The organism is Staphylococcus sp. GDY8P45P, from assembly GCF_017892745.1.
Taxonomy (GTDB): domain Bacteria; phylum Bacillota; class Bacilli; order Staphylococcales; family Staphylococcaceae; genus Staphylococcus; species Staphylococcus cohnii.
Map to the genome: position 1 here is coordinate 119,010 of NZ_JAESLS010000006.1, position 17,039 is coordinate 136,048.

Here is a 17,039-nt window from a genome sequence, read left to right on the forward strand (position 1 = left end):
TTATGCTATAATAAGGGTAAGTTAATATTATCGAGATGAGAATTGAGAGACACTGTTCGTACAATTATATATGTATGGGATAGGTCTCTCTTTTTTTATTACTACTAGGAGGCGCTAGATTTTATGAGTTTATCAACTTTGAAAAGAGAGCAGATTAAGAAAGATTTAAAAAATGATACTTTTGACGTTGTCATTATCGGTGGAGGTATTACTGGTGCAGGTATTGCATTAGATGCAACACAAAGAGGTATGAAGGTTGCGTTAGTAGAAATGCAAGACTTTGCACAAGGTACAAGTTCACGTTCAACAAAATTAGTTCATGGTGGTTTACGTTACTTGAAGCAATTGCAAGTGGGCGTTGTAGCAGAAACTGGTCGTGAGCGTGCGATTGTATATGAAAATGGCCCTCATGTAACGACACCAGAGCGTATGTTATTGCCAATGCATAAAGGTGGTTCAATGGGTAAATTTACCACAGCTATTGGTTTAACAATGTATGACAGACTAGCAGGCGTAAAAAAATCAGAACGTAAAACAATGTTAAATGCTAAAGAAACGTTAGCGAAAGAGCCGCTTGTTAAAAAATCAGGCTTAAAAGGCGGCGGATCTTACGTTGAATATCGTACTGACGATGCGCGTTTAACAATTGAAGTTATGAAACGTGCAGCTGAAAAAGGCGCAACAATAATTAACCATACGAAATCAGTACATTTCACATATGATTCAAATGAAAAGGTAAATGGTATTCATGCTGAAGACCAAATTACTGGTGAAACTTACCCAATTAAGGCTAAAAAAGTAATCAATGCGAGTGGCCCATGGGTAGATGAAGTACGTAGCGGTGATTATGCACGTAATAACAAACAACTGCGCTTAACAAAAGGTGTTCATATTGTTATAGATCAATCGAAATTCCCATTAGGACAAGCAGTATACTTTGATACTGAAAAAGATGGACGTATGATTTTTGCGATTCCTCGTGAAGGAAAAGCATATGTAGGTACAACAGATACGTTTTACGATAACGATAAAACGTCACCATTAGCAACACAGGAAGATAGAGATTATTTAATCGACGCAATCAACTATATGTTCCCAGATGTAAATGTAGCTGATGAAGACATTGAATCATCATGGGCTGGTGTTAGACCATTGATTTTAGAAGAAGGTAAAGATCCTTCAGAAATTTCTCGTAAAGATGAAGTATGGGAAGGTAAGTCTGGTTTACTCACGATTGCTGGTGGTAAATTAACTGGTTATCGCCATATGGCATTAGAAATTGTGGACTTATTATCTAAACGCTTAAAATCAGAGTACGGTTTAAAATTTGATAAATGTGCTACAAAACACTTACCAATTTCTGGTGGAGATGTTGGTGGTAGTGCAAACTTTGATAACTTTATTGATAAAAAAGTTGAAGATGCCAAAGCTTATCAAATAGATGATGCAACAGCACGTCATTTTGCAACGAAATATGGTTCGAATGTAGAAGAATTATTCAAAATTGCTCAAACAGCACAATATCAAGAGTCTGGTTTACCATTAGATATTTATACAGAATTGATTTATTCTATTCAAAACGAAATGGTTCATCGTCCAACAGATTTCTTTATTCGTCGTACTGGTAAACTTTATTTCAAAATAGATGATGTTCTAAATTATAAAGATCAAGTGATTGATGTAATGGCTGAATTACTTGGCTACACAGATATTCAAAAAGACTTGTTTACAAAAGAACTTCAAACTGCAATTGATGAAGCACAAACGGGTAATAATCAACCTGCAGTTAAAGAATAAATTTAAATATTGTATGAATCTATCATTGAATGCTCATGTATATGAGTGAGTGGATTCAAACTATGAATAATAATTTCCCCCCTTCAAAGTAGACATTAAAAAAATGTAAGCTTTGAAGGGGGTTTTTATATCTAAGATATATAGAGCGACACAGGTTTTTTTACTTAGTTAGTTTTTAAAGATATAATGCATTTAATTTTACTAATAATTGCGTTGTAAAATGTAATAAAGCTTAATAGCATTGTATTTGAAAACAGTGTACTTTGAAGGTATATTGTATAATGTATGATGAATGAAACGAAACGTGATTTGGGGGTAAAACATGAGTGGAAATGAGTTTAAAATCACTGTTGCAGATGGGACAACTTTAGAAGTGAAATTGAATAAGGCGAAAAAAGATACGATTGGTGTTATTCACTTACTTCATGGCATGGCGGAACATATGGATAGATATGATGCGCTTGTTGAATCATTAAATCAACAAGGATATGATGTACTGCGACACAACCATAGAGGGCATGGTATAGATATAGAATCATATGAACGTGGTCACATTGATAGTATGGAGCAAACAGCTGACGATACTTTTGAAATTGCACAGACGTTGTATTCTGATTCTGTGCATACGCCATATATTATATTAGGGCATTCTATGGGTTCTATTATCGCTAGAATTTTCACACAAAAATATCCTGATGTTGCGCAAGGTATGATTTTATCAGGAACTATGCAGTACCCTAAATATCTAGGTAAACTCGTACAAATAGTTTTAAAACTTATCACTTTAATAACTGGAAAAAGACGGCGTTTAAAATGGTTAAACCAAATAATGTATAAAACCTTTAATAAAAATATAAAAAATAATAAATCGGAAAGTGATTGGTTATCCAGCGATGAACAAGAAGTAGAAAAATTTGAAAAAGACCCTTATACTGGATTTTTAGTCTCAAATCAATTGATTTTTGAAACAGTAAAATATATGTTACAGACAAGTAAATTAAAAAATATAAAAAAAATGAAACCAGATCTACCCATTTTACTTATTTCTGGAAAAGATGATGCGATAGGTAATTATGGCAAAGGGATTAGACATTTAGGGAAATTATATAAAAAAGGTAATATTCAACATATCACAGTACATTTATACAAAAATAAAAGACATGAAGTCTTATTTGAAAAAGATGCGACGACTACATGGCAACATATGTACGATTGGATAGAAAGACAAATTTTAAAAAAATATAACAGAGCAGATAAAGCATAGAGAGAGTTGATATAAGTGCAGAGCGATAAACCATTCATAATTGCATTAGTTGGTCCAACAGCTGTTGGTAAAACAGAATTAAGCATTGAATTGGCTAAAAAATTTAATGGTGAAATAATTAGCGGAGATTCCATGCAAGTATATAAATACATGGATATTGGAACAGCAAAAATAAAACAAGAAGAGATGGCTGATATACCTCATCATATGATAGATATTTTGGAACCTGATGAAACTTTTTCTGCATATGATTTTAAAAATAGAGCTCAAAATTTAATTAATGAAATCACGGATAGAAATCATGTGCCTATCATAGTTGGTGGCACAGGCTTGTATATCCAATCATTAATCTATAATTATGCCTTCGAGGATGAAACGATATCTGAAGCACAACAAATTAAAGTCGATCATGCGCTAAAAGAAATAGATTCATTAACAAATGAAGCAATGCATGACTATTTAGCATCTATAGATAAAATTTCAGCTGATAATATACATCCAAATAACCGAAAAAGAGTTCGAAGAGCTATTGAATATTATTTAAAAACAAAAAAACTTTTAAGTTTACGCAAGAAAAACCAACAATATACAGAAAATTATGATACATTATTAATAGGGATAGAAATGTCACGCGAAACTTTATATCAAAGAATTAATAAACGTGTAGATATAATGTTGGAACGCGGATTACTAAATGAAGTGAAACAACTCGTTGAAGATGGTTTTGAAACTTGTCAAAGTATGCAAGCTATCGGATATAAAGAGATGTTACCTGTAATTAAAAATGAGGCTAGTCTAGCCGAAGCAACAAATAAATTGAAAAAGCATTCTAGAAATTATGCTAAAAGACAAATGACTTGGTTCAAAAACAAACTCGACGTAGTATGGTTAGATAGAGAGAAAATGTCACTTTCATTGATGTTAGATGAAGTTTCAGTCCAAATAAAGAAAAGGAGAACATAATATGAATACAACAGAAAACATCCAAGATAAATTCCTAGGACAATTTAAGGCTGATCAAACGAAAGTTATTGTATTTTTAGTAAACGGTTTTCAAATGAAGGGCATTATTGAAGATTATGATGACAATTTAGTTTGTTTATTAACACAAGGAAAGCAACATCTTATTTATAAACATGCTATCAGTACATTCACGCTTGATGATGCAGTAGAAGAAGTATAATATTAAAAAACAATTTATTTTGCATACTTTAAATGAAAAAGCTACACTTTGATATAAATTATCAAGTGTAGCTTTCTTATTACTTATAATAGTGCTTCAATATCTGCTTCAATTTGACCTGGTTTTTTTTGTGGTGCGTAACGATTGGTTACTTTACCTTCTCTATCAATCAAAAATTTTGTGAAATTCCATTTGATTTTTTCATTGAAAAATCCATTTTGTTGTTCTGTTAGGAATTGATATAATGGGTGTTGATTTTCTCCTTTGACATCAATCTTTTCATGCATTGGAAAAGATACGCCATAATTGATTTTACAGTTTTGAGTCGCTTCTTCACCAGTGCCTGGCTCTTGACCTCCAAATTGATTACATGGAAAACCTAGTACAACAAATCCTTGGTCTTTATAGTTGTCGTATAAATGTTGTAATCCTTCAAATTGTGGTGTGAAACCACATTCACTAGCAGTATTAACAATTAGTAATACTTTGTTTTTATATTCTTCTAATTTGTATGTTTCACCATTTGATTTTTGAACTTCTATATCGTATATAGTCATATAGCGTCACCTCTTATTAATAATTTAACATAATTTGAGAAGATAGTCTTTATATAAACACTATGATAAAATAGCAAAGAAAACTTTGAAAGAGGTGCATGTTATGAGCCAACAAACACATACGACTAAAAAGGAATTAGAATCAGCAATTTTAGTTGGAGTACAAGCTCAAACCGATGAAGTGTTTGATTTTGAATCAACAATGGAAGAATTAGCTTCATTGTCTGAAACATGCCAATTAAATGTACAAGCTGAATTTACTCAGAACAGACAACATTTTGATAATAAATATTACGTTGGAAAAGGTAAGTTAGAAGAAATTAAAGCATACGTAGAAATGAACGAAATAGATGTAGTAGTTGCTAATGATGAATTGACAACGGCACAGTCAAAAACATTAAATGGTAATTTGAATGTTAAAATTATCGACAGAACGCAACTGATTTTAGAAATTTTTGCACTTCGAGCACGAAGTAAAGAAGGTAAGTTACAAGTAGAATTAGCGCAATTAGATTATTTATTACCAAGACTCCAAGGTCATGGGCGTAGTTTATCAAGATTAGGTGGAGGCATTGGAACGAGAGGTCCTGGTGAAACTAAATTAGAAATGGACCGTCGTCATATTAGAACACGCATGAATGAAATAAAACATCAATTAGAAACAGTGGTTGAACATCGTGAGCGTTATCGTAATAAACGTGAACAAAATAATGTGTTTCAAGTAGCACTAATTGGTTATACAAACGCTGGTAAATCATCTTGGTTTAATGCATTAGCTAATGAAGCTACCTATGAGAAGAATTTACTTTTTGCTACTTTAGATCCTAAGACAAGACAAATTCAAATTAATGATGGATTTAATTTAATCATATCTGATACGGTTGGTTTTATTCAAAAACTACCAACTACACTTATCGCTGCGTTTAAATCTACATTAGAAGAAGCGAAAGGTGCAGATTTGTTGTTACATGTCGTAGATGCGAGTCATCCTGAATATCGTGTTCAGTATGATACAGTTAATCAAATTATAGGTGATTTAGAAATGGGGCATATTCCACAAGCTATTATTTTTAATAAAAAAGATTTACATGAAGGTACTGCCCCTACTACTAATTTACCATCAATATTTGTTTCAAGTAAAAATGAAGCAGATGAAGAAAAAGTGAAACAATTACTTATTGAGCAAGTAAAATCTGCTTTGACTACTTATGAAGAAAATGTACCAAGTGCTGATGCCGATAGATTATATTTTTTAAAACAGCATACACTTGTCACTGAAATCAAATTTAATGAAACAGATGCAACATATACTGTAAAAGGTTTTAAAAAAGAATAGGAAGAAGAATTACGATGAAAAATACGAAGCAATTAATAGCAGAAACAGAAGCAAAACTAGAACCATATTTTAAAAAAATAGAAGAAATCGCTTATATCAATCAAGAAAAAGTGTTAGATGCATTCCATGCTGTTAAAGTAGCTGAAAGTGACTTACTGGGGACAACGGGTTATGGTTATGATGATATAGGTCGGGATCATTTAGAAGCGGTTTATGCACATGCATTTAAGGCAGAAGATGCATTAGTACGTCCCCAAATTATTTCTGGCACGCATGCGATTACGATTGCATTACAAAGTACTTTGAAATATGGGGATGAGTTATTGTATATCACTGGAGATCCTTACGATACGTTATTAGAAGTGATAGGTATTAATGGTAATGGTATAGAAAGTTTAAAAGAACACGGAATACTATATAATAAGGTTGACTTAAAGCATGGTGAAATTGATATTGATAAGGTATTGTCTAAAATATCATCGCAAACTAAGGTTATTGCTATTCAGCGTTCGAAAGGTTATGATCAACGACCATCCATAGATTTAACAAACATAGAAAGCGCGATTCAAAAAATAAAAGCCAAATACCCTGAAATCATAATTTTTGTAGATAATTGTTATGGTGAATTTGTTGAAGAACGGGAACCTATAGAATGTGGTGCTGATTTAATGGCAGGTTCATTAATTAAAAACCCAGGTGGAGGTTTAGCTAAAATTGGTGGTTATATCGTAGGTAATGAAACATTGGTAGAAAGATGTGGATACCGTTTAACTGCGCCAGGAATTGGTAAAGAAGCCGGTGCCTCTCTATATTCATTGCAAGAAATGTATCAAGGCTTCTTCTTAGCGCCTCATGTGGTTAGTCAAAGTTTGAAAGGTGCATTATTTACGAGTTTATTATTAGAAAAAATGAATATGCACACTTCACCAAGATTTGATGTGCCTAGAACAGATTTGATTCAAACGGTCACTTTTGATACGAAGGAACAGATGATTCAATTTTGTCAAAGTATTCAAGCAGCTTCCCCGATTAACGCACATTTTAGTCCTGAACCATCTTATATGCCAGGTTATGAAGATGATGTTATTATGGCTGCGGGTACTTTTATTCAAGGTTCTTCAATTGAATTATCAGCGGATGGTCCAATTAGACCCCCATATGAAGCATATATACAAGGCGGCTTAACGTATGAACACATTAAGTTAGCAGTAACAAGAGCTGTTGAAAAGTTATTTTAATAACCTGAAAGAGATGCCACATTGAATTGCATTTATTGCTATGTTAAATAGCAAATTGTAATGTATATGTGGCTTTTTTAATTAAATTAAAAAAATTTCGGAAAATTCAGCGATTAAATTGAATAAAACTGTTATAAAGTCAGTAAGATCAATGGTTTGAAGTATATGTTAGAAAACCTGACATATTTTTGAATTACTTTAGTAATTATGCTAAATTAAATACAAGTTCAAAAATAGAGGTGATTGGATTGGAGTCAAAAGATACGATACGACGAAGCATGCCGGTCTTCTCTATGAGTGTTGTTACGAAATTAAGTGAATTAACTGCTAGACAAGTTCGCTATTATGAGACACATGAACTGATTAAACCACATAGATCAGAAGGAAATAAACGACTTTTTTCGTTAAACGATTTGGAACGCCTTTTAGAGATAAAAAGATTAATAGAAAAAGGTTTTAATTTAAAAGGTATTAAACAGATTTTAAATGACGAACAAGAACACCTTTCTGATGTTGAACAAGAAACGAGAAAACAAATGATTGTTGATGCTACACAGAAACCACAACGAGAAGCGATTCCGATAAATCGTGGAGATTTATCTCGATTTATCAAATAAAATTAATGGGGGACATTTATAATGGCAAAACGTACATTTACAAAGGAAGACATACACAAGTTCGCTAAGGAAGAAAATGTCAGATACCTACGTTTACAATTTACTGATATTTTAGGTGTAATTAAAAACGTGGAAGTACCAGTAAGCCAATTAGAAAAAGTTTTAGATAACGAAATGATGTTTGACGGATCTTCAATTGAAGGTTTCGTACGTATTGAAGAATCAGACATGTATTTATATCCAGATTTAGATACATGGGTTATTTTCCCATGGACAGCCGGTCAAGGTAAAGTAGCTCGTCTTATCTGTGATGTTTATAAAACAGATGGCACACCATTTGAAGGTGACCCACGCGCAAACTTAAAACGTGTGTTAAAAAACATGCAAGATTTAGGATTTAGTGAACTTAATTTAGGGCCAGAACCTGAATTCTTCTTGTTTAAATTAGATGAAAAAGGTGAACCAACATTAGAATTAAATGATAATGGTGGTTACTTTGACCTTGCACCAACAGATTTAGGTGAAAATTGTCGTCGCGATATTGTTTTAGAATTAGAGGATATGGGCTTTGATATTGAAGCAAGTCACCACGAAGTGGCACCGGGCCAACATGAAATTGATTTTAAATATGCAGATGCTATCACTGCTTGTGATAATATCCAGACATTTAAATTAGTTGTTAAAACAATCGCACGTCAACACAATCTTCATGCAACATTTATGCCTAAACCATTATTTGGTGTGAACGGAAGCGGCATGCACTTCAATATGTCACTTTTCAAAGGTAAAGAAAATGCCTTTTACGATCCAGAGGGCGATATGGAAATGACTAAAGATGCTTATCATTTTATCGCGGGGATTCTGAAAAATGCACGTGGTTTAACTGGTGTATGTAACCCATTAGTTAATTCTTATAAACGTTTAGTTCCAGGTTATGAAGCGCCATGCTATATTGCTTGGAGTGGTAAAAACCGTTCACCATTAATCCGTGTACCAACTTCACGTGGTTTATCAACGCGTGTAGAAGTTCGTTCAGTAGATCCAGCAGCCAATCCTTACTTAGCATTAGCAGCTATCTTACAAGCGGGCTTAGACGGTATTGAAAATAAATTAGAAGTACCAGAACCAGTAAATCAAAATATATATGAAATGAATCGTGAAGAACGTGAAGCCGTTGGTATTCAAGATTTACCATCAACATTATATACAGCTATTAAAGCAATGAAAGATAATGATTCTATTAAAGAAGCTTTAGGTAATCACATTTATAATCAATTTATAAACTCTAAATCTATTGAATGGGATTACTATAGAACTCAAGTTTCTGAATGGGAAAGAGAACAATACTTAAAACAATACTAGGTGCTAAGCAAAAGGGGCAAACACTAGGTATATAAGCAATTCGGGTCACTTATTCGTAAGTGATTCGGGTTGCTTTTTTTGCACCCACTCGTATTTATAAGTGCCTTTTGGGTGAAAATCAGGGATGATTCAGCCTATTTTTAACTATTAGAAAGTGAAAAAGTTATGTAAAATTTGTATGAAGTGATATAATTTTTGAAAATAAGATTAGATTTTTTAATATAGTGTATTATATTTATAGGTTTTTAAGTTAAAGTAAAAATAACGTTTAGTCTTATTGAAATGATTTAAACTAATTAAAAAGGGGTTGGAGTTAAATGCAAGAAGTAAAATTAAGTACGTTAAAAGCGGGTTCCTTAAAAGAATTAGAAAGTAGCATAAATGCATATTTAAAAGATGAAGAAGTAGCGAATTATCAATTACTCAATTCAACTGTTCGTGAAATAGAAGAGCGTGCTTTTTCAGCAAATGAAGAAGAATTTCATGCTATATTAACATTTATAAAAGAAGTAGAATAAGAACAAACGTTATTGATTGTAATGATTACTAAGTTTTAGGGAATTACAAAATACACAATATGAGGTTGAGACTATTATCACGTCTCAACCTTTTTCTAATGAAAATTGATTTGTGAATGAAAGGTAGAATGTAATGAAGTATTTAAAAGTACAGATGACAAGAGAAAATTTAGAAAGTATTCCACAGTATGAATTACCTGTTGGATATAAAATTCGTAACTTTAAAATAGGAGAAGAAGTAAAATGGGCAAATTTGGAAATGAAAGTTAATGAATTTGATACTACTGATCAAGCATTGACACATTTCAACACTGAATTTGGACCGTATATTAATGAAATGGAACAAAGATGTTTGTTTCTTGAGAATCCCGAAGGAGAAGTTATTGGTACCGCAACTGCTTGGTATGGACATTTAACAAAAGATAGCAAAACATCTGGACGAATCCATTGGGTTGCGATTATTCCGGAGTATCAAGGTAAGCAATTATCTAAACCTTTATTAACGGCAGCAATGAAAATTTTAGCTGCATATCATAATCAAGCATATTTAACCTCTCAAACAACAAGCTTCCAAGCAATCAATATGTATCTTAATTTTGGATTCAGACCAATTCATGTTGATGAATATGATCATGAAGCGTGGACTTTATTGGAAAAAACATTAAATCGAAGCATTTTATAAATATATTTTTTAAAGAAAAGCGTGTTTATTAGTATATTCCTATAATAATATTATGTTAACTAAAATAAAAAAACTGCCGATTTAAACACTCGGCAGAAGACACTATTTTTTATTATTCTTAGTTACAATAACTTGAATAATAAAAATAATAAATCCAATGAAAATGCCTAAAAATATTGCTACAACTGCAGACACAAGCGGTGGAAATTGAAACTGATATTGTAATATTAAGCCTACAATGATTGCTATAACAATCGCAATAACTGTAATCATGTTCTCCTTAAATATACTCAAACTGTTCACTCCTATCATTTATGTATTATATCATGATTGCTTAAGTACGTTAAAATAAAATAATGACTAATTAAAGTTTTATTTAATGTAAAAGATTAATTTTTATTTAAAATGAGCGTCTTGACGTAAACTTTAATTTTCTATATGATAATTTGGTATATTCATAAAAAGTGGGTGCAACAATGAAACCAACAAAGAAAATTACTACATTAATTATTAGTATAGTTGTACTAGGCGTACTTGCATTTCAGTTTATAAATGGGACTGGCCCTTTTTCATCCAATGATACAAATAATAATGACGGACCAAAGCAAACTGAGAAAGTACATGTAGCCCGTGTAGTTGATGGTGATACATTAATAGCAAATAATAGTCAACATGAACAAATTAAAGTGAGGTTGATAGGTGTAGATACGCCTGAAACTGTTAAACCAAATACGCCAGTACAACCATATGGTAAAGAAGCATCTGATTTTTCAAAAGAACATTTAACTGATAAAGATGTCTTTTTAGAATATGATAAAGAAAAAGAAGATCGATATGGTCGTACACTGGCATATGTTTGGCTAGATAAAGATACGATGTTCAATGAACTGTTAGTGAAAAAAGGATTGGCTAGAGAAAAATATTTTTCTCCAAATGGTAAATATAGAGAAATGTTCGAAAAAGCAGAACAGATAGCTAAAAGTAATAACGAAAATATATGGAGTTAAAAATTTCAAATGACTTAAACACAAAAGTGACTGGTACATAAATATCTATTCTCAAAAAAGAGAGCTAATCCATAATGGGTTAGCTCTCCTTTATATTTACATCTTACGATTTTGGCAATACATGTTTGTCTGAGTATTTGATTTACTTAATCTGAGCATGTAATCTCTTACTTATATCATTATTAGAAGTGACGGCATGTTACAAAATCGTTCATGCAGTTTTTAATACTGTTTAATTAGTGGAAATGTGCAAGTAGTTCATTATACTGTGATTCAGTTAATGATTCTTGAGCATTTACAATCGTTTCACCAATTATTTCTTTTAGAGAAGATTTGGATGAAACTGTTTCTACAAAATCTTGTCTTTCTGTAGGTCCATCAATTAAATTTACGCTACCATCTGTAAAGTAAACTAAACCAATATTTTGAATTCTATGATGCAATTGGTCTGCAATTCTATCTTCCAATGCTTTGGCATTTTTTGAAGACTGTTCATATGGATCATAATTATAAAAGTCATAAATAATAGAATTATTTCTAATTCTCTCTACAAATGTGTATGTTGTAGGTCGTGTTGATTGGAATTGACTATGGAATTGATTTGCAATATAACGGCCAACTGTTTGATTTACAGTATCATCGTCACTATTTTGTGTGTCATTTGTTGGGTCAACTGTGAAGTGGTAAAATGTTTTTTGCTTCCAGTTTTTCACATTAATATTAAATAACCCTTTTTCAGTAATAACAATGTAATCGAAAGCTCTAGCATATTCAAACAAAGGATGCTTAACAGCTAAATTTCCAGTTGTTATAATATCAAAAAATGAAATTGAACCTTCACTTTGATATTGATTTAATATGTCATTTAAATCCTGTTTAGCTTTTCTTAATCCATGATGGTGTGTATCATTATTAACATTTTTTTCAAGCATTTGATTTTTTAAATATGTGTTTTCACGCGTGATGATACTAATTTTATTTATTAACTGATCTTTTGCATATGATTCAGTCTCAAGCTTATGATTCATCACTCTTCTTTCAATAATAATAACTAATAATAGTATTACAATAATTATTGCTAAAATAATCGGTAAAAACATTGGTATCATCCTAATCTTAATATTTTTAATAAACTATATTTTACTCTTTTATTTATATTTGTACAAATACAATTAACTAATAGGGTTAATATTAGTATAATCATATTTTTTAATTATAAGCAATTCCTACTTAATATATAAATGAGTGATATGATTTGTTATAAAAATTATTGAATTAAAAAAATGATGTATCTATTTAATTAGTGCTTAATTGGGTAATACATATATTATCTACTATACTTACCATAGAAAAGTCTGTTTGGAGGACATTGATTTGACTACTATGAAAAAATATATCAACTATATAATAGAAAACGTAAATAATGAAGATGTTATTGCATTTGATAACCACCCAGTTACTTATCACATTATTGACGAACTATATGAAGCTAAATTTAAAATTTCAGTGATTTCTTTTTCAACTGATATCATTAAATATGTTGCAAGGTACACTGATTTTAATATTATAATGCCCAATGGAAAGGTAGACAATGCACTACATATTATCATTGGTACGGATGTTATCCAAACATTTGAGAGATATCGCATTCGCTATTATTTTGCAACTGCACCTTATATGACAGATAAAGCATTGTATCAAACATTACCAGAAATTGCTGAAATTCAGTTAGCTTTATACAATCGTTCAGAAGAATTATTAATTGTTAACAGACCAGCGATTTTGAAACAACATCATCGACAAGACTATAGCTATATTGGCGAATTTTAAATAAAAATGTGTTTAAATTCACATTTTTGTGCTTTTCACATTGAAAAATGTAGTAACAAATAATATAATGATTATTAATGGAAACGCTTACTTTTGATAGGAGGTACAGATTTGGCAGTTAGTAATGATAAAAATATTAAAGAAGTTGTAAAAAATTTAACTGAAAATGTACCTGAACTGTTTAAATATAATGGTGAAGTCGCAAAACAACTTTTTCTTCATGATGAGTTTAATTTAGACGATAAGGTAGATATTAGTGTCGAAAGAAAATATCTTGGTGAAGTTTTAAAGTTTATACCTAAAAGCAATATGATTGTTTTACACGATGGTAAAAATACAACCACTGATTTTACAAAGTTAGAATTTGCAGATGTCACTCATGCAAATATTTATATAAATGATGAGTTAATAATGACAATTATTGTTTATGATGTTGAAAATGATGAATGGATGTTCAGGTGGAATCACAATATTCGTTTACCCGAAAAGCATATTTATTTTCATTCTATCAAATGGGATGTAGATTATATTAAGCCTGAAATTGTATTAATGTATGAGTTATTGGATCCCATCGATTATCATCAATTACCAAATTATAGAAGTGTTATCGATTCGTTAAGTTATTATCAATTTGTTATTTTACGCTTAGTTGTTGGAGATGAACGCATTAATCAAGCACTTATATCTGAAAAAAAAGCAATTTAAAAACCCTTCAAATCATTCATTAGGATTCATTCACTTTCAAATGAGTCTATACGATTTGAAGGATTTTTTATCGATAAATAGTTAGTAATTATTGTTTAAATATTCAAACAATTTTTAGTGTAACAATATTCATAAGTAGCATTAACTGCTTTCTCTGCATCTGTAACGTCGATTCCAAACATCATAGAAATTTCTGAAGCGCCTTGGTTCATCATTTTCAAGTTTATGTTTGATTCTGCAAGTGCATGAGTAATTGTGCTGGCAGTACCAACGATTCTATGCATGCCTTCACCAACCACCATTAGTATCGCTAAATCATGTTCAATGCTTAATTCATCTACATCACAATTTTTACGTATATCATTAAGTACTTGTTCCTCTTTGTTTTGTATCTCTTTAGAGCGCATGATGATACTTATGTTATCTATACCTGATGGCATATGATCAAATGAAATATTATAGTCTTCTAGTACGGCTAGTATTTTACGTGTAAAACCAACTTGTCTATTCATAAGATACTTTTTAATATTTAATACTGTGAAATCTTTGTCACAACTAATGCCACTTACAATACTATTTGAGTCAATTTCTCTATCATGTCTAATATAAGTTCCTATATCATCAGGTCTATTTGTGTTTTTTATAACGACAGGAATTCTGTCTTTGTGTAGCGGTTGTAAAGCTTCATCATGGAATACGCCAAAGCCAGCGTAAGATAACTCACGCATTTCGCGATATGTAATTTCATTTATAACTTCAGGATTTTTAACAATAGAAGGATTAGCTCTAAAAATGCCAGAAACATCTGTAAAGTTTTCATATAAATCCGCTCTTACACCTCTTGCTACAATAGCTCCTGTTATATCTGAACCACCACGAGGGAATGTGACCACGTAATTTTGTCTAGAAATACCAAAAAACCCAGGAATGATTAATTTTTCTTCAAATGACCTTAAGTTATAAAGTGCTTCATAAGATTGATCTAAGATTTGAGCATTTTGAGGTAAATCCGTAACAGTAATACCAGCCTCTCCAGGAGAAATATAACGCGTTGGAATACCTTGGCTATTATTATATTCTGCAATAATTTGAGCATTAAAGTTCTCACCACATGAAAGTAAAGCATCTAACAGTCTGGATGGCTTTTCGCTCAATGTAGCTATGTAACTTTCTAAAGTTTCATCAATTGTTTTTAAAAGTGCATCACTCATGTTGAGTTCGTTAATAATATCCTTGTAACGTTGAATGATTTCTTCTTTTTTAGAATTGTAGTCTAATCGTTCTATCACTTTTTCGTAAAGTCGAATTAATAAATCAGTAGTTTTTACATCATCTTTATTTCGTTTTCCTGGTGCCGATACGACTACGATTTTTCGAGCTTCATCTGAATTAACAATGTCTAATACCTTTTTAATTTGCTCTGCATTGGAAACAGAGCTTCCTCCGAATTTAGTTACTTTCATAATGTTATACAACCTTTCTAAAAAATCAGAAAATTTAGTTTAGTTTTTATCACAGGAGTGATAATATAAATATACGTTTTAAATATTCATAGACTTTACAAAAATAATGAATGAATTTATACTATACCATATTCAAGTATTTTTCAACTGTACAATTGTATTTTTTAGATAAACAAACGGAGGAATGAAGACATGAAAGAATTAAATGTAGCACTACTTGGTTTAGGAACTGTAGGTTCTGGAGTAGTAAAAATAATAGAAGAAAATAGAGAACAAATTAGAGAAACAATGAATAAAGATATTAATATTAGACATATATTAGTACGTGACAAGTCTAGAAAACGTCCTATTAATACATCTAAATATAATTTAACTGAAAATATAGAAGATATTCTTGATGATGAAACAATTGATATCATTGTCGAAGTACTTGGTGGAGTTGAGCCCACAGTAGAATGGTTAAAACGCGCATTGAGTGAGAAGAAACACGTGATTACCGCAAACAAAGATCTTCTAGCTGAAAATTTAAGAGAGCTAGAACATTTAGCCCAAGAAAATGATGTTGCTTTAAAATATGAAGCTAGTGTCGCAGGTGGTATTCCGATTGTAAATGCTATAAATAACGGTTTAAACGCCAATAATATAAGTAAGTTTATGGGGATTTTAAATGGTACATCTAACTTTATATTAAGTAAGATGACACAAGAAGAAACATCATTTGAAGAAGCGTTGGCAGAAGCACAACGTCTAGGGTTTGCTGAAGCAGATCCAACTGATGATGTTGAAGGTATTGATGCAGCACGCAAAGTAGTTATTACGTCGTATTTATCATTTAATCAGGTGATTAATTTAGATGAGGTTGATAAATATGGTATTAGCGATGTCACACTATCAGATATTAAAGTAGCTGATAAACTTGGCTATAAAATTAAGTTGATTGGTAAAGGTACATATGAAAATGCTCAAGTCAATGCATCAGTCGCACCAACTTTGATTGATAAAAGCCATCAGTTAGCATCAGTAGAAGATGAATTTAACGCGATTTATGTTATAGGTGATGCTGTTGGAGAAACAATGTTTTATGGTAAAGGTGCAGGTAGTTTAGCTACAGGGAGTGCCGTTGTAAGTGATTTATTAAATGTTACATTTAATTTTGATACTAATTTGCATACGCTACCACCGCATTTTGAATTGAAAACTGAAGAAACCAAAGAAATGATGAACGAAGAAGAAGATACGATTGTTATCAAAGGGAAAGAAAGTTATTATGTCGTGGTGCAAACAGATGGAGAAGATGTAAACCAAGTTGAAACTTTATTGAAAGGCGAATTGCCTGTTCACAAATCATTAGCAGTTACTGAACGTGATGCACATACTGCTGGTGTAGTTATCATAGGAATTGATGAATCCCCGATAGAAACAATTCAAGAATCAGGTTATGTTGTACAGAAAATTTACCCAGTTGAAGGAGTTTAATGTT

The 17,039-nt window shown here is 31.4% G+C and carries 18 protein-coding genes; 14 read left to right on the top strand and 4 right to left on the bottom strand.

Going from position 1 to position 17,039, the window contains the following annotated elements:
• The first annotated feature begins 123 nt into the window (after positions 1-123).
• From KA873_RS05280 to hfq, 4 genes are all read left to right on the top strand, one after another.
• On the top strand, positions 124-1,797 hold the full coding sequence (locus tag KA873_RS05280) for a glycerol-3-phosphate dehydrogenase/oxidase (protein WP_107386182.1): 1,674 nt from the start codon (positions 124-126) through the stop codon (positions 1,795-1,797).
• A 322-nt stretch (positions 1,798-2,119) separates the two neighbouring features.
• Positions 2,120-3,061, top strand: a complete 942-nt coding sequence (locus KA873_RS05285) for an alpha/beta hydrolase (protein WP_107383963.1) — start codon at positions 2,120-2,122, stop codon at positions 3,059-3,061.
• A 15-nt stretch (positions 3,062-3,076) separates the two neighbouring features.
• The gene (gene miaA / locus KA873_RS05290) at positions 3,077-4,024 is read left to right on the top strand and encodes a tRNA (adenosine(37)-N6)-dimethylallyltransferase MiaA (RefSeq protein WP_210140184.1); all 948 of its coding nucleotides are present in this window, start codon (positions 3,077-3,079) and stop codon (positions 4,022-4,024) included.
• 1 nt (position 4,025) lies between these two features.
• On the top strand, positions 4,026-4,244 hold the full coding sequence (gene hfq / locus KA873_RS05295) for an RNA chaperone Hfq (RefSeq protein ID WP_046208590.1): 219 nt from the start codon (positions 4,026-4,028) through the stop codon (positions 4,242-4,244).
• Between the two features lie 83 nt (positions 4,245-4,327).
• Here the strand turns inward: hfq and KA873_RS05300 are convergent, their stop codons facing one another.
• A complete protein-coding gene (locus KA873_RS05300) occupies positions 4,328-4,801 on the bottom strand; it encodes a glutathione peroxidase (RefSeq protein WP_107383961.1) in 474 nt (157 codons plus the stop codon).
• A 103-nt stretch (positions 4,802-4,904) separates the two neighbouring features.
• Between KA873_RS05300 and hflX the strand changes: the two genes are divergently transcribed.
• From hflX to KA873_RS05330, 6 genes are all read left to right on the top strand, one after another.
• A complete protein-coding gene (gene hflX / locus KA873_RS05305; RefSeq protein WP_107383960.1) occupies positions 4,905-6,137 on the top strand; it encodes a GTPase HflX in 1,233 nt (410 codons plus the stop codon).
• Between the two features lie 14 nt (positions 6,138-6,151).
• A complete protein-coding gene (locus tag KA873_RS05310; RefSeq protein WP_107383959.1) occupies positions 6,152-7,375 on the top strand; it encodes a methionine gamma-lyase family protein in 1,224 nt (407 codons plus the stop codon).
• Between the two features lie 248 nt (positions 7,376-7,623).
• On the top strand, positions 7,624-7,992 hold the full coding sequence (locus KA873_RS05315) for a MerR family transcriptional regulator (protein WP_181187463.1): 369 nt from the start codon (positions 7,624-7,626) through the stop codon (positions 7,990-7,992).
• 21 nt (positions 7,993-8,013) lie between these two features.
• The gene (gene glnA, locus KA873_RS05320) at positions 8,014-9,354 is read left to right on the top strand and encodes a type I glutamate--ammonia ligase (protein ID WP_019468737.1); all 1,341 of its coding nucleotides are present in this window, start codon (positions 8,014-8,016) and stop codon (positions 9,352-9,354) included.
• Positions 9,355-9,671: 317 nt separating this feature from the next.
• On the top strand, positions 9,672-9,872 hold the full coding sequence (locus KA873_RS05325) for a hypothetical protein (protein WP_107383958.1): 201 nt from the start codon (positions 9,672-9,674) through the stop codon (positions 9,870-9,872).
• Between the two features lie 133 nt (positions 9,873-10,005).
• A complete protein-coding gene (locus KA873_RS05330) occupies positions 10,006-10,554 on the top strand; it encodes a GNAT family N-acetyltransferase (protein WP_107383957.1) in 549 nt (182 codons plus the stop codon).
• Positions 10,555-10,656: 102 nt separating this feature from the next.
• Here KA873_RS05330 and KA873_RS05335 read toward each other — a convergent pair whose 3' ends face one another.
• Positions 10,657-10,848, bottom strand: coding sequence for a hypothetical protein (locus KA873_RS05335; RefSeq protein WP_107504921.1), 192 nt, complete (start codon positions 10,846-10,848; stop codon positions 10,657-10,659).
• A gap of 182 nt (positions 10,849-11,030) precedes the next feature.
• Between KA873_RS05335 and nucI the strand changes: the two genes are divergently transcribed.
• Positions 11,031-11,561 carry a thermonuclease NucI gene (gene nucI / locus KA873_RS05340; protein WP_107504920.1) on the top strand — a complete coding sequence of 177 codons (531 nt, stop codon included), beginning with the start codon at positions 11,031-11,033 and terminating at the stop codon, positions 11,559-11,561.
• Positions 11,562-11,797: 236 nt separating this feature from the next.
• On the opposite strand, the gene KA873_RS05345 is transcribed toward nucI, so the two are convergent.
• Positions 11,798-12,661 (bottom strand): hypothetical protein, encoded by an 864-nt coding sequence (locus KA873_RS05345; RefSeq protein WP_107383954.1) that lies wholly within the window; start codon positions 12,659-12,661, stop codon positions 11,798-11,800.
• A gap of 283 nt (positions 12,662-12,944) precedes the next feature.
• Here KA873_RS05345 and KA873_RS05350 point away from each other — a divergent pair, with 283 nt between their 5' ends.
• Positions 12,945-13,391 (top strand): sugar phosphate isomerase family, encoded by a 447-nt coding sequence (locus KA873_RS05350; RefSeq protein WP_233422662.1) that lies wholly within the window; start codon positions 12,945-12,947, stop codon positions 13,389-13,391.
• Between the two features lie 111 nt (positions 13,392-13,502).
• Positions 13,503-14,096 (top strand): hypothetical protein, encoded by a 594-nt coding sequence (locus KA873_RS05355; protein WP_107383952.1) that lies wholly within the window; start codon positions 13,503-13,505, stop codon positions 14,094-14,096.
• A 95-nt stretch (positions 14,097-14,191) separates the two neighbouring features.
• Here the strand turns inward: KA873_RS05355 and KA873_RS05360 are convergent, their stop codons facing one another.
• Complete coding sequence (locus KA873_RS05360; protein WP_107505418.1) at positions 14,192-15,559, bottom strand: aspartate kinase; 1,368 nt, start codon at positions 15,557-15,559, stop codon at positions 14,192-14,194.
• A gap of 192 nt (positions 15,560-15,751) precedes the next feature.
• Here KA873_RS05360 and KA873_RS05365 point away from each other — a divergent pair, with 192 nt between their 5' ends.
• Positions 15,752-17,035, top strand: a complete 1,284-nt coding sequence (locus KA873_RS05365; protein ID WP_107386173.1) for a homoserine dehydrogenase — start codon at positions 15,752-15,754, stop codon at positions 17,033-17,035.
• Positions 17,036-17,039: the final 4 nt, after the last annotated feature.

Coding starts and splice junctions, on each gene's coding strand:
- KA873_RS05280 (WP_107386182.1), top strand. CDS start 124: ATGAGTTTATCAACTTTGAAAAGAGAGCAGATTAAGAAAGATTTAAAA.
- KA873_RS05350 (WP_233422662.1), top strand. CDS start 12,945: ATGAAAAAATATATCAACTATATAATAGAAAACGTAAATAATGAAGAT.
- KA873_RS05310 (WP_107383959.1), top strand. CDS start 6,152: ATGAAAAATACGAAGCAATTAATAGCAGAAACAGAAGCAAAACTAGAA.
- KA873_RS05325 (WP_107383958.1), top strand. CDS start 9,672: ATGCAAGAAGTAAAATTAAGTACGTTAAAAGCGGGTTCCTTAAAAGAA.
- KA873_RS05300 (WP_107383961.1), bottom strand. CDS start 4,801: ATGACTATATACGATATAGAAGTTCAAAAATCAAATGGTGAAACATAC.
- KA873_RS05330 (WP_107383957.1), top strand. CDS start 10,006: ATGAAGTATTTAAAAGTACAGATGACAAGAGAAAATTTAGAAAGTATT.
- hfq (WP_046208590.1), top strand. CDS start 4,026: ATGAATACAACAGAAAACATCCAAGATAAATTCCTAGGACAATTTAAG.
- hflX (WP_107383960.1), top strand. CDS start 4,905: ATGAGCCAACAAACACATACGACTAAAAAGGAATTAGAATCAGCAATT.
- KA873_RS05365 (WP_107386173.1), top strand. CDS start 15,752: ATGAAAGAATTAAATGTAGCACTACTTGGTTTAGGAACTGTAGGTTCT.
- KA873_RS05360 (WP_107505418.1), bottom strand. CDS start 15,559: ATGAAAGTAACTAAATTCGGAGGAAGCTCTGTTTCCAATGCAGAGCAA.
- KA873_RS05285 (WP_107383963.1), top strand. CDS start 2,120: ATGAGTGGAAATGAGTTTAAAATCACTGTTGCAGATGGGACAACTTTA.
- glnA (WP_019468737.1), top strand. CDS start 8,014: ATGGCAAAACGTACATTTACAAAGGAAGACATACACAAGTTCGCTAAG.
- nucI (WP_107504920.1), top strand. CDS start 11,031: ATGAAACCAACAAAGAAAATTACTACATTAATTATTAGTATAGTTGTA.
- KA873_RS05345 (WP_107383954.1), bottom strand. CDS start 12,661: ATGTTTTTACCGATTATTTTAGCAATAATTATTGTAATACTATTATTA.